10 protein-coding genes, 2 pseudogenes and 1 riboswitch are annotated in these 13,515 nt (G+C 33.7%); of the genes and pseudogenes, 4 read left to right on the top strand and 8 right to left on the bottom strand.

Going from position 1 to position 13,515, the window contains the following annotated elements; translation table 11 throughout:
• Nucleotides 1-423 precede the first annotated feature (423 nt).
• The 8 genes from ACTYA4_RS06360 to ACTYA4_RS06325 all read right to left on the bottom strand — a co-directional run bounded on the left by ACTYA4_RS06360 (nucleotide 424) and on the right by ACTYA4_RS06325 (nucleotide 9,672).
• Entirely contained in the window at nucleotides 424-927 is a 504-nt protein-coding gene (locus ACTYA4_RS06360; protein WP_443480463.1) for a DinB family protein, read from the bottom strand.
• 492 nt (nucleotides 928-1,419) lie between these two features.
• On the bottom strand, nucleotides 1,420-2,586 hold the full coding sequence (locus tag ACTYA4_RS06355; RefSeq protein ID WP_443480462.1) for a phosphoribosylaminoimidazolecarboxamide formyltransferase: 1,167 nt from the start codon (nucleotides 2,584-2,586) through the stop codon (nucleotides 1,420-1,422).
• Between the two features lie 50 nt (nucleotides 2,587-2,636).
• Nucleotides 2,637-2,718, bottom strand: a riboswitch (ZMP/ZTP riboswitch).
• A gap of 1,091 nt (nucleotides 2,719-3,809) precedes the next feature.
• Nucleotides 3,810-4,586, bottom strand: a complete 777-nt coding sequence (locus ACTYA4_RS06350; protein ID WP_443480461.1) for an alpha/beta fold hydrolase — start codon at nucleotides 4,584-4,586, stop codon at nucleotides 3,810-3,812.
• A 91-nt stretch (nucleotides 4,587-4,677) separates the two neighbouring features.
• Entirely contained in the window at nucleotides 4,678-5,679 is a 1,002-nt protein-coding gene (locus ACTYA4_RS06345) for an NADP-dependent oxidoreductase (RefSeq protein ID WP_443480460.1), read from the bottom strand.
• Between the two features lie 158 nt (nucleotides 5,680-5,837).
• Nucleotides 5,838-6,899, bottom strand: a complete 1,062-nt coding sequence (locus tag ACTYA4_RS06340) for an alkene reductase (protein ID WP_443480459.1) — start codon at nucleotides 6,897-6,899, stop codon at nucleotides 5,838-5,840.
• A 33-nt stretch (nucleotides 6,900-6,932) separates the two neighbouring features.
• Nucleotides 6,933-7,781 (bottom strand): alpha/beta fold hydrolase, encoded by an 849-nt coding sequence (locus ACTYA4_RS06335; RefSeq protein ID WP_443480458.1) that lies wholly within the window; start codon nucleotides 7,779-7,781, stop codon nucleotides 6,933-6,935.
• A gap of 394 nt (nucleotides 7,782-8,175) precedes the next feature.
• A complete protein-coding gene (locus ACTYA4_RS06330; RefSeq protein ID WP_443480457.1) occupies nucleotides 8,176-8,925 on the bottom strand; it encodes an SDR family NAD(P)-dependent oxidoreductase in 750 nt (249 codons plus the stop codon).
• 171 nt (nucleotides 8,926-9,096) lie between these two features.
• Nucleotides 9,097-9,672 carry a TetR/AcrR family transcriptional regulator gene (locus ACTYA4_RS06325; RefSeq protein ID WP_443480456.1) on the bottom strand — a complete coding sequence of 192 codons (576 nt, stop codon included), beginning with the start codon at nucleotides 9,670-9,672 and terminating at the stop codon, nucleotides 9,097-9,099.
• Nucleotides 9,673-10,819: 1,147 nt separating this feature from the next.
• Between ACTYA4_RS06325 and ACTYA4_RS06320 the strand changes: the two genes are divergently transcribed.
• The 4 genes and pseudogenes from ACTYA4_RS06320 to ACTYA4_RS06305 all read left to right on the top strand — a co-directional run bounded on the left by ACTYA4_RS06320 (nucleotide 10,820) and on the right by ACTYA4_RS06305 (nucleotide 13,241).
• Complete coding sequence (locus tag ACTYA4_RS06320; protein WP_443480615.1) at nucleotides 10,820-11,128, top strand: winged helix-turn-helix transcriptional regulator; 309 nt, start codon at nucleotides 10,820-10,822, stop codon at nucleotides 11,126-11,128.
• 67 nt (nucleotides 11,129-11,195) lie between these two features.
• Nucleotides 11,196-11,459 (top strand): annotated as a pseudogene (locus ACTYA4_RS06315) (transposase domain-containing protein); the annotation flags it as partial.
• A gap of 177 nt (nucleotides 11,460-11,636) precedes the next feature.
• Nucleotides 11,637-12,262, top strand: a pseudogene (locus ACTYA4_RS06310) (GntR family transcriptional regulator).
• Nucleotides 12,249-13,241, top strand: a complete 993-nt coding sequence (locus ACTYA4_RS06305) for a DMT family transporter (RefSeq protein ID WP_443480455.1) — start codon at nucleotides 12,249-12,251, stop codon at nucleotides 13,239-13,241. Before ACTYA4_RS06310 ends, ACTYA4_RS06305 begins: the two are co-directional and overlap by 14 nt.
• The last annotated feature ends 274 nt before the right edge of the window (nucleotides 13,242-13,515 follow it).

The following is a 13,515-nucleotide window of genomic DNA, read 5'->3' as shown; positions in this document are numbered from 1 at the left end:
ACGACGTAACGTCACGTGCAAGGGTAAATTATATTTCTATTTTTATCCATCTCCTTACTCCATCTCTTACCCCATATTCTTAAAAGCTGGAAAAGTAATCATCTTTTGTTGAAACTATTATGGAGCTGCTACACAAAAAAAAAGCGTTCCTTCATATTGAAGAACGCTCAAATTCACAATTAGTGTAATAAAGACTTCAACTGAGACTTTAATTAAACATTGCGTTAGTAGAATAAGAGAATGATTTTTTACGCAAAATAAAAACCCCTAATACTTAATAGCATTAGAGGTTACCTTATAGTCTTAGTAAAGAACTTTTTTATCCATTTACTGTTTAATGACAATCTTTTGTAGCTTTAAAATAAAGTTTGATCATTTTCTACCTTTGATCTTAAACAATATCTGCGGAAGACTTCCTTATTTTTATTTAGCGAATTCCTTTTCAGGCAACCCCAATATGTCTGTATTTTTAGGTATATAGCCAAGTAGACGTAGCATTGCTACAATTTGCCCTTTATGATGCGATTCATGAGTAATTGAATGGATTAGTAATTGATGTGGCGTTTTTCTTACAAACCCACTGCCTGCTTTCCAAGAAGGCTCTTTTTCGATAAACTCATCAAATTTGTTTTTGAATTGTTCAAGTACACTCTCTACATATACATCAGCTTGTTGAAAATAGCGTTGAATATCATCTATCTTCATATTATTAATTACTTCCTTCGTAAATAATGGTGATGATGTTTCTGAAAGTACAAAAGAGCCTAGCCAAGCATGATAGCAACCTGCCACAAGAACTAAAGAATCTCTAATACTCAGAAAACCAAATTCAAACTCTTTAGTAAAGTCATCTTCATTCAATTCTCTACACTGGTCTAATAAAATCTGACGTGTTTGTTTTACCCATTCATATTCTAGCTTTTCCATAGCATCCTCCCACCCCTTAGATATAAAGGGAAATTTTTCTTTTTACTATACACCAAGTTACAATTTCATTTTACCTAATTAGTTTTTTTATTGAGCTACCCTAAAGGTTAATAACACTCCTTCACAATCCCTTCCTACTTTAGCAAAATATTCTTCATTCGTTATGCTACAATCTGGCCCGTTTACTGAAAAAAAATTCCTGCATATCAATACAGGAATTTTAACCAAACTTTATTATAAATTATCGAACTTTTTTACAAATTATCAGACTTTATTTTAAATTAACAAAATTTGTCGTTTGGAATAAAGTTTGATCAAAAATGTTCGACAAACCCATATCTTGCGGAAAAATAAAAAAATCCATTTTGAAAAAAGATTGATCAAAATGGATTCTTATCCAGTAGATTTAAGTTTAGTTTTTATAAAAAAGTTTGATCATTTCTGTGATCCTTCCTCCATTAAAGCGCCCGATTGTTGAAAGATTAAAATCATTTAATGATGGAATAAACGGACTCCTGAGAAGGCCATTACTATACCATATTCGTTTGCCGCATCAATTACTTCCTTATCACGGAATGATCCGCCAGTTTGTGAGATATATTTGACGCCTACTTGTACAGCACAATCAATATTATCTCTGAAAGGTAAAAACGCATCAGAAGAAAAAGATACATTTTTAAGTCCATTTAGGTATTCTCGTTTTTCATCTCGAGTAAGCCTATGTGGAATTTCCTCAAAACACTCTTCCCAAGCTTTCCTTTCTGGCATTGTGAGATCATCCGTAAGCCACATATCGATTGCATTATTTTGTACAGTACGTGAAATACTGTCACGGAATTTCATCGTCAGAGCTATTGGGTGCTGCCTTAAGTACCAGTTTTCTGCTTTTGTTGCAGCTAGTCTCGTACAATGAATGCGAGATTGTTGTCCTGCTCCTACCCCAATCGTCTGTCCATCTTTTGCAAAACATACAGAATTGGAGTGCGTATACTTTAGTGTTATTGCAGAAACTAATAGATCCCTCTTTGCTGAATTGGGCAAAAATTTGTTTTCAGTCACTATATTGTTTAATATCTTTTCAGTTATTAGCACATTGTTTCTTTCCTGAACAAGGTTAACCCCAAATAAAGTTCTTTCCTCTAATGGCTCAGGCTCATAATCCGGATCAATCTCAATAATTAGATACTTTCCATTTTTCTTGGACTTTAGCATTTCCAAGGCATCCTCATCATATCCTGGTGCTACAACCATATCAGAGACTTCTCTTTTTAAAATTTTTGAAACAGAAAGATCCACGTTATCACTCAGAGCAGCACAATCACCAAATGAAGACATTCGATCTGTTCCTCTTGCCCTGGCATAAGCAATAGCAAGTGGAGATAATTCCAAATCATCTACAAAATAAGACCTAGCCAGTTCATTACTTAATGGATTATACACTGCTGCCCCCGAAGGACTTACGTGTTTAAAAGAAGCAGCTGCTGGTTCTCCTATTGCTAACTTAAGTTCTCTTACAAGTTGATAAGAGTTAAAAGCATCAAGTAAGTTGATATAGCTTGGCTCTCCATTAAGAATTTTAAAAGGTAATTTTTCAAAGGATTTAACCTTGGCATTTCCTTGATGAGGATTAATGCCATACCGTATTGTTACTTCTTCCATCTACACATTCACCCTTCCATATAAATAAAAAAAGCGTTTGATTCATTCAAACACTTTGCCCAGGCGAACGGCTTATATACCAATGTGTTCCCTCGTGGTTATCCACGTTTAATCGCCAGTACACATTGTAATGTTACTCATGTAAATTTTACCAAAACACCCTTCTACCTACAAGAAAATAATGCTTTTACTTCAAGTTTCGAGAGGTTTAAATTAATAACCTTATCGAATTTAATAATCTCTTAGCTATAGTAAAAACCCTCACAATATACCGATTTTCTTTAAATGTGTTATTCCAGAAAATGGCCCGTTTGCTGAATAAAAAAAATCCTGCAATACAGGATTTTTGATCAAACATTTACAGGTTTATAATCCGAGCTTATCCCAGCCCCTCGTCCCTCTTTAATCCATTTATCAACTTTAGATTTTCTCGTTCTTTTGGACATAAAAACACCCCTTTAGACAATCATATCCAAAGGGGTGAAACGGTTTAACTTTTTTATAAACGGTTCAACTTTATTTCAAATCTAAAAAATTGTAGCTTTATAAATAAGATTGATCAAAAATAATCTATAAACGTTGATTTATTAACCTTCATAATATTAGTTTTTGAAAAAAAGATTGATCAAAACTTTAGGTTAGCTATATTTTAGAACACGCATTTTAAAATAAAGTTTGATCAAAAATGTTATAGAAACCTTGATTTATCAATATCCTCATAAAAAAAAGATTGTATTTTAATCAAACTTTTTTACAAACGGTTAAACTTTATTTCAAATCAACAATCTTATTCAACAAACGCCCCCTTTACTTTAAGTGCATTTTTTCACAAATTAGTACCTTTTTGTAGTAGTTCTTTTATTAAAGGAATGCTGAAGCGTTTGTCACATACAAAGACAGTTACCTTATTGGCAACTGCTTTGTAAGGAAAGCATATTAATGTGTAAAAAAGAGTTTTTCCGCTCACTTAAATTCTAGATTCGAAAGCTAATATAACTTTACCTTGTGAGTGTCCTGAAGATACTTTTTTAACGCTTCGTTAATATCAGTAAATTTATATATTGAGTCTATAAAAGACTTAATATTTTCTTTTTCAATAAGTGTTGTGATTTTTTGTAATTGGCTGCCAATACTTTACACAAATAAAAAATGATATTCCTTTATAATATTTTCGTACTAAGAAATCCACACGAGCACCAACTAATCCAAATAATAAAACTTTATCAACTTAAGAATGTTATTACAATTTCGACAAACTCTTTTGGATATTGAAATAAGGACCCATGTCCTGCATGGTCAAATATTTTCAACTTACTATCAGGGATTCTATTTGCCAAGTCATATGAATTTTCTATTGGAACCATGCGATCATGATTTCCGTTTATTATTAGTGTTGGCTGAACGATTTTGGATAGATCCGAAGGCTTCTCTTTTCCCCATTTAATGATTGCATCTAATTGCATTCTATACGCTCTTAAACTGATTGTTTTATCTCGATGTTTTTTCCTTTTTTTTATTTGAATTAGAAATTCTTTAGCCTTTTTCTTACCATTCTCTGTGTTTGGAAAAAAAAGATAGGTCTTGACGTCTTTGAAAGTCAAAGTTGCACGGACAAGATCAAGATTAGTAATATGCATGACATTGGAAATACCTTTTCCTCCTCGAGGTCCCGTACCAACTAATACCAGCTTTCTAACTAAGCTTGGTTCCTTTAAGATTAATTCTTGAGCAATCATTCCTCCCATTGACAAAGCTATCAAATCAATCTTTAAAAATCCTAATAGTTTAATAAATGTGATTGCATCATTTGCCATTTGAGGGATGTTATTTGGTACTTTACCATTGGATAGTCCTACCCCTATGTTATCAAATGCGATGACCCAATGGCTTTTAGCAAGACCATCGATAATCCTAGGATCCCAATTATCAAGATTAGCTGAAAGATGTGTCAATAAAATAATAGGGATTCCTTTTTTTTTCTCCCAATTCTCTATAAGCATACCGTTTACCATTCTGATGCTGAATGAATAAGTTAGGTGCGTCAATGTAAGAATAATGAATTGACATTGCTACTTCCACTCCTACTTTCCTTTAAAATTTAATAACTACTTTTCCTTTTGTCTTTCCTTTTACTACTAAATTTAATGCATCATTAATGTCATAAATTGTAAAGTTGGTAGGGTCAATAGCTGGAACAATATTGTTTTCTTCAATGATTTTTGTAATTTTTTCTAATTGTTTTCCATCAGCTCTTACGAAAATGAAGCGATATTGAACGCCTTTTTTCTTTGCTTTCTTATCAAATTTCGAGCCAACTATTCCAAAAATAATTTGCTTCCATTTAGGAAGACCTTGATCTATTGCAAACTGTTTATTTGGTGCAGTACGAAGACTTAGTAACCGACCGCCTGGTTTTATAATGGATAACTCCCGTTCGAATTCATCAGCACCTAGAGTATCGATTACAAAATCAACTTCGTCTAGTATTTCCCAATAATTTTCCTTTGTATAATCAATATATTGATCTGCACCAGCATTCAACGTTCTCTCTTTAGCGGAAGGACTACCAGAAACAATAACCTTTAATCCCATTGCTTTAGCTATAGGAACAGCCATTTGGCCAAAACTTCCTGATCCTCCTGGAATAAACACTGTTTGTCCCTTTTTTGCTTCTAACTCTTCTATTAAGCCTTGATATGCCGTCAAACCAGTTAAAGGTGCACCAGCTCCAGTAACGAAATCTAAATTTTTCGGCAAATGCCATATGGATTTAGCATCAACTGCAACATATTCTGCAAATGCCCCAATTTTTTCAATAGGGAGTCTTGTATAAATAGGATCTCCAACCTTAAAACCATATACATGATTACCCACTTTTTCGACAATCCCTGTTAGTTCATTTCCTAATACAAGAGGCATATCATAGTCTTGTATTAATTTTACACTTCCTGTAATATTTAATATTTCAAGTGGATTTATTGCAGCAACTTTTACCTTTACCAGTACTTCATTATCTTTAATACTTGGTATAGGGATATCAACAATCTGCGCTTCAATGTTTTTCGAGTATTTTTGTATTTGAGCAGCTTTCATATTCTTAATCTCCTTCTAAAAAACCACCAATTCTTACATTGATGGTTTTTTATCATTCGTTTATTTCATTCATTGATAGTCTAGTCTGTGTATCCTAAAGCACCATTATTAACCTAAAATGTTTTGTCGATTCCGTTAACTGTTAAACCTTGCCTGTTTTATTCTTTTAAGAACGGATAGTCTGTATACCCTTCCGCTCCTCCTGCATAAATCGTATTTCTATCCGGAGTATTTAGTGGGGCATCCAATTTCAATCGCTCGACAAAATCTGGGTTGGCTATCATCCAAGTCCCTACAGTTATAACGTCCGCAAGTTCATTATCCAAGTCTACAGTAAGTTGGTCTAAAGTACGTCCTGCTCGGTTAATAAGAAGTGCTTGTGACCAAAGTTGACGGATATCTTGTAATAATGATTCGTTTCCGAAGTGCATGATGTGTAGATATGCAAGGTTGAGCTTATCTAACTCGCTGATTAAATAGCGGTACATTTCACTACTTGATTCTCCCTCTTCTATTCCATTTAGTGTTCCTTGAGGAGAGAAGCGTATGCCTGTTCGTTCTGGACCAATCTCATCAACAACTGCTTTTGCTACTTCAATGGCAAATCGCGAGCGATTTTCAATCGTTCCACCGTACGCATCCTGACGTTGATTAGCATTTTCACTTAAGAACTGTTGAATAATGTAACCATTTGCTCCGTGGATTTCAACCCCATCTGCACCAGCTTCTACCGCTGCTCGTGCTGCTAAGCGAAACTCATTTATAACGTCCTTTATTTCTCCTTCACTCAACGCTCTAGGTGTAGGAATCTCCTTCATCCCTTGTGCTGTAAATATTTCTGTATTAGGCGCAATAGCAGAAGGCGCAACAGCTTGACGGTGATGAGGCGTATTGTCAGGATGTGATACACGGCCTACATGCATAAGTTGAACAAAGATTCTTCCTCCTTCGTTATGCACTTTTGATGTAACCTTTTTCCACCCCTCAATGTGTGATTCTGTATAAATACCAGGTGTATTAGAATACCCCTGACCATCATCTGAGGGTTGAGTGCCTTCACTTATTATTAAACCAACAGATGCACGTTGGCCGTAATACTCTGCTGCCAAATCACTAGGTGTGCCATCTGGCAGTGCTCTACTCCTTGTCATTGGTGCCATACCTAAACGGTTTTTTAGCTCTATGTTTCCAATTTTGACTGATTCAAATAACTTGCTCATATAACTTCCTCCTTTTTAATCGTTATCAATTTTTTATAGAGATGTTGAATTCAGGAACGAATTGACGTTCTCAGCAAATAGTTCTGGAAATTGGAATAGGTGTCCGTGACCAGAATCAGGATATATAATGAGTTGTGCTTTTGGTAAGCGCTCAGCTAAAATATAACTATTTTTGGTTGGAACCATAACATCGTTATCACCATTTGTCACAAGCACAGGGTGTTTAATGTTCTGTAACCAATTGTAATCATTATTGGATTTTGGTTGAGACCACTTTGCCAAAGCCTTTAATTGGGCATGTTGTACTTGGTCAGAACTTTCAACCTTTTTCTGATTGATAATTCTTTGTAAAGATGCCATTCCAGCAGATTTACTTGTTTCAGTTGAACGGTAGAAGAAAAACATGAAGTCATCTAAAGCATTCTCTGCATTCCCACCGTGTCGATTCATCCTTTCAAATATTTCCATATCAGGATTAATTCCAGATTCTGGTCCAGTACCTGCCATGATGATTCGTCTAATTAAATTCCCTTCTTGTAATGCCAATTCTTGTGCAACCATTCCACCAATTGAAAAACCGAGAATATCGACTTGATTTAAACCAAGTGCTTTAATAAATTTCCCTGCATCTTGTGCCATCTCAGCTATCGTAGCAGGTGTTTGCCCATTCGTCTCACCAACCCCTTTGTTATCAAATAGGATAACTGGACGTTCCTTCGCTATTGGACCAACCATATTAGGATCCCAATTTTCCATCGTTCCTCTAAAGTGAACTAGAAATACGACAGGTACTCCCGTTTTTTCACCAAACCTTCTATAAGCATAACTAGTACCTTCAACTTCAATAAATTCTGATTGAGATGGTATGGTAAATGTTGTCATTTAAGTTGCTTCTCCTTCGAACATTGAGTTCTAAATTTTTTAATATAAATTAGCTGAATGACATACCTTTTTTAGAATGAACATTCTAAAAATTCATGTGGAAAGAAAGCTAACACAGCATTTAAAGGGTCAGATTATAACCCTTTCTATTTTTGTAGTTATAAGGAGTCTTTACTAAGACCCTCAAACCTACAAGGATGTTTTGAAGATAAAGGGAGCAAACCCAAGGTTATGTTCATTCGAGATTTCAAGTTTATACTGTCCTTGTTATTAGTAGATTAAACTAAAAGATTATCTGTACTGCTGAAATATATTTGTGATTATTTGGGCAACAACGGCTAAGTTAACAGTCAGACACCCTTCCAAATATTAGAATCTAAAGGTTATTAAAAACTTAACCTCCAATTATTGGATAAATTTGATTTCTTATTTTAAATTCATAATTTTGGTCTACAATACCTACGACCGCATTACTATCATATATTTCCATCATAAATCCAGCTACTTGCTTAGCTGTGTGGTACATAGGCAAATTTTCTTTGTAATTGAAATTATCCAAATTAGTTGCATTTTTAGCAAATTCTGTTTCCGTCATAGCTGGTGCTATAACTTTTGCTTTTAATTTTGCACCTTTCAATTCTAGTTCTTTTGCAAGACCTTCAGTGAAGGCACTAACATAATATTTAGATGCAGAATAAGTTATAGTCCCAACAGCAATTGCATATCCGAGTGCCGATGATACGTTAATTAACTGAGTTCCCTCTTTCTCTGCATAATCTCGAACAAATAATGTAGAAAGGATTGTCAAAGATTCTATGTTAACCCGTAACAGTGTTTCAACTTTGCTTAAATTTTGATCTGCTACAAATGCGGATTCACCAAGACCAGCATTATTAATCCAAGTCTCAATTTCATACCCTTTTAATTTGTTGTACAGGTTATATGCCTGATCTGTTACAGATAAGTCAATTGAGCAAATAATAACATCTAATTCAGGATTTATATTATGAATTGTGGATTTTAGTTCCTCTAATTTATCTAATCTTCTAGCAACTATAATTAAGTTTTTCCCCCGAGCAGCAAATGCTAATGCTGTCTCATATCCTATACCTGAGCTTGCTCCTGTAATAACTGTGTATTTCATATTATCTCTCCTTAAATTAAAGTAATTTGAATTATCATTTAGTTTTTTTCTGTTTTATTGAATTTTTGAATAAATATCAAGGCAAGCTTTGCTTGATAGCTGACAAGTGAAGTTCAGCTAGATTGATTACTAACTTTTTCGGGAATGAACGTTCTTAAAAGGGTAAAAAAATTAATCTAATACAGAGAGTGTTATATCAATAATATTATTTAATTTTTCTATATCATCGGTAGTTTTGGTCATAACACGTAGTCCTACTAAGGAATTATGAAGAAATTCCGATATTTTTTTTGCATCATGATGTCTAGATATTTCTCCAGATTTTTGACCACTCAACACTAGATTGTTTAGCAGTAATTCGGTCTTAGAAAAACTCTCCACAACCTTTTCTGCTGCTTGATCATCATGTAAAGACAACTCAACTGCCGTATTTACCGTCAAACATCCAATAAGTTGTTGTTTATCCCTGACAATTACCATTTCAAATAATTGCCTGATAGCATCCTTTACCGATTCCAGCTGGTTTACTTCATTCTCTATTCTAGTTCTTATTATTTCATTATAATGATCCAACGCTTTTATAAACAAAGTATGTTTGTCGCCAAACGTATCATATAAGCTACGACGATGGATACCCATATACTTCACTAAATCTTGCATGGAGGTTTTTTCATAGCCTTGTATCCAAAAAAGTTCCATAGCTTTTCGTAATACTTCATTTTCATCAAATTCTTTATTTCTAGCCATACTATCATTTCCTTTGAGTAATCTTAGAGTAACCAGAAAATCTTAATGATAACTTCAAAGATATCCATCATTCAACAAGGTGAAGAATATTGATTTTCTCGTTCCTCGCCAATAATATCATTTTAAGAATGAACAGTAAATATCAGCTTAAAGAGTTACTACCAATTTTACCGATTGTGTGTATGAACCATACGTTTTAACAGCTTCAGCTCCTTTAAAAAAGAATTTTCAATATGTTTCTGTAAACTTAAGATAGTGCTAAGTGATGTTTTTAGAATGAACATTCTCATTATGACAAAAATTAGCTAATAACCTTACAAATCTATAGTATCATTTCGAGAACGATTGGTAAAGAAAAAGTTTTGGATTTTTTTTAACATTAGGCGAGATAAAAGTGCATAATTTTAAATTCTATATTACGGTTTAATAATTCATTCTATAACATGTGAACAATAAACCTTTTTATTTTTAATTTGAAAGAATAGTTTAAATCCTTATTCAACAAACCTGCCCTGATAGTTCCAGAAGAAACCCGCGAATCCTTCTTGAATCAAAGCTCCCGTTAGTGGAATAAGAACCTTTCAAAAATAATAAAAGACTACCCAGTTATGAGCAGTCCTTTTCAATATTTGTATATGTTTAACAAGGCACATGCAGCATTAGTAACGATGTTTGAAGAACTCGAATCTTAAATTTTGTTTATTGGCAGGGCTAGCCCTACCAATAAATAAAATCAATCCTTCGAGCACAGTTATTATTATACCAAAGGTGACATTCTATCTAAACAGGTTGAAAAGTCATTTACACAAAAATATTGACAGTACCATTTTTTAACTCTAGGTCACAGTGACGCCCCGAAATATGGCAATTAATCGCTTCCTGGTCATCTATATATTATACTTTTACATGAAGTGCTGATTATTTAACATTAGACAAAATTATCTTATGTATGAAATATTACGGAGTTTTTAAAAAAGCTGCCGTAATTGAATGCTAATCAATAGAGTATTCATTAATAAAAAACGAATACTCTATTTAAGCTCTCCTTTTTTTGTTTAAAGATGTAAAGACTAGTAACTTTTATGAAAAATTCTCCAAGATAAATTCAAGAATATAATTTTAGGATTTTTTTAATTGTTTTGTTACAATAGGAGGGATTTTATGGGCGAAGAGAAAAAAAAGCTTTGATTTACTAAGTGTAGAAAATAAGTGCCCAATTAACAGTGTATTAGAAGCAATTGGAGGAAAATGGAATTACAAGATTATTTTATGTTTAAGTAATGGATGCATGAGATTCAATGAATTATTAAAATGTCTTGACGGTATAAGTGCGAAGACATTAACTTGTTGTTTAAAAAAATTAGAAAAAAAGAACATCATTAAGAAAACTATTTACCCTGTTGTACCTATACATGTGGAATATAAATGTAAGCGTCAAATTTCTCCCACATATTAATCAACAATAGATTATGAGATAATCTCTTCAAATAAAAGTTTGAGGAGGTTTAGTTTGAAAGAGTGGTGAACTTTCCATCAAACCCGTTGTAATAGGAAGGAAAAATTGGTTATTTAGTAATACACCAAGAGGTGCGCAAGCTAGCGCAATTCTTTATAGTATCGTGGAAACAGCAAAGGCTAATGGATTAAATCCCTATTACTATCTTCGTTATCTATTAGAGCAGCTTCCCAATTTGGATAGGACAGATGAAAATGCCATTGATCAATTACTTCCTTGGTCAACGACTCTTCCTGTCACTTGCATCGTATTTAACAAGTTATCTAAATAATACGCCAATTCCCCGCCAGAATACAGGTGGGGACTATTTACCGCTTACGTTCCATAAACGGTCGTTTTTAGAACTTGTTAATTGAATATATTTTATTGAAAAATTACAGTTGACTATAAAACCAATATCCGATATATTGGTTTTACGGAAAAGGATGTTATTAAACCCATTATACGTATGTCATTTAGAGATGAAGTATATCTAACTTTGAAAAAAGCAATTGTTACATTAGAGCTACAACCAGAGCTACGCTTAAATGACAAAGAGTTAGCAGAAGAATTGGGAATTAGCCGTACTCCGGTTAGAGAGGCGTTGAAACGTCTTGAAGATGAAGGACTAGTTGAATCTATTCCTGGCTCAGTTACACGCGTTGCACCATTAAACCTTGAGGAGGCGAAACACGCATTTACCGTGATAGCAGTTTTACATTCGTTAGCTGCTCGATTAGCAGTGCCATTATTAAAAGAGTCGGTTATTCAAGAATTAGAGTTCAGTAATAAAGCCTTACTATTATCTATTGAAAAAAAAGATATTATAAAAGCAATTGAAGCCGATGAGTTATTCCACAATGTTTTTTTAGATGTGGCAGGAAATCCTGAAATTATTCGTGCGTTAGAACAAAGTATATCTAAGATTCAACGTCTCGAAATTTCTTAGTTCACTTCTATAAATGGTTTAAAATCAGTAGAACAACATCAGCAAATTATAGAGGCGTGCAAAAATAAAGATAAAGAAACAACAGCACATCTTGTAGACAAAACTGGTTAAGTCTGGGGAATTTGCTGACTTATGAGACAGATTGAGGTGAGGAATTTGCGCCCTATTTTTTTAGGTATATGTGCTGCTTTCTTTTTTGCTTTCACGTTTATATTGAATCGAGCAATGGAATTATCAGGTGGTAGCTGGATATGGAGTGCCTCACTAAGGTTTATTTTCATGCTTCCATTCCTTTTACTTCTTGTTATGAGTCGAAAAAAATTAAAAGTATTATTACAAGTTATGAGAGAGGATTTAAGAACATGGTTTTTATGGAGCTTTGTAGGATTTGGTCTATTTTACGCTCCATTATGCTTTGCCGCTGCACATGCACCAGGATGGATAATTGCTGGGACATGGCAAATTACTATTATATCAGGATCTTTGTTAGCTCCTCTTTTTATTCAAACCGTTCAAATACCAAATGGAATTCTTAAGAAAAGAGGAAAAATCCCAATGAAGGGTATGGGTATGTCATTGATTATTCTTCTTGGTATTTTCCTTATGCAAATGGAACAAGCAAAATCGCTTGCTGTAAAGGATATTTTGTTAGGTATTATCCCTGTTATTGTAGCTTCTTTTGCTTACCCGCTTGGGAATCGTAAGATGATGGAGGTTTGTGGAGATCGTCTAGATGCTTATCAACGTGTCCTTGGAATGACATTAGCTAGCTTACCATTTTGGTTTTTACTATCCTTGTACGGTCTTTTTACAGCAGGAGTGCCTAGTAAAGAACAAACTATGCAATCTATTTTAGTTGCTATTTGTTCGGGTGTAATTGCAACTATCTTATTTTTTAAAGCGACTGATATGGTTAAAGGAGATATGCAGAAACTTGCAACTGTTGAAGCAACACAATCCATGGAGGTTCTTTTTGCTGTTATCGGAGAACTAATTTTATTACATTCTTCATTCCCCTCTATTTTATCTTGGTGTGGTATGTTTGTAATAATGTTAGGAATGATAGCACATAGTTATGTTTCTCATAAAGGTGAAACAGCGCATAACCAAAATATTAGTGCTTAATTGGTATTTTAAAATGTACAGTATGAACCCTTTTCTAGTTAATATAGGTAATTTTATTACTTTTTTTAAAATGTATTATTATAAGTTTCATGTCAGAAATTGATTAAGTAAAAGAATATGAACAAAAGCCGATGCCCTTAATATATAGGGAAATCGGCTTTTTCTTTATAAAATTTTGCTTAGTATACGAAATTCGCGTTTTGTTGATGCTCCCCCATATACCCTGTCTAATAGATCGTAGAATTTTAGATATCAAGCACTTTCACATAAAAAC

The organism is Niallia yueguangensis (genome assembly GCF_052663115.1).
The sequence above is the reverse complement of the archived record's forward strand: the minus strand, read 5'-3'. Positions and strand labels throughout refer to the sequence as shown.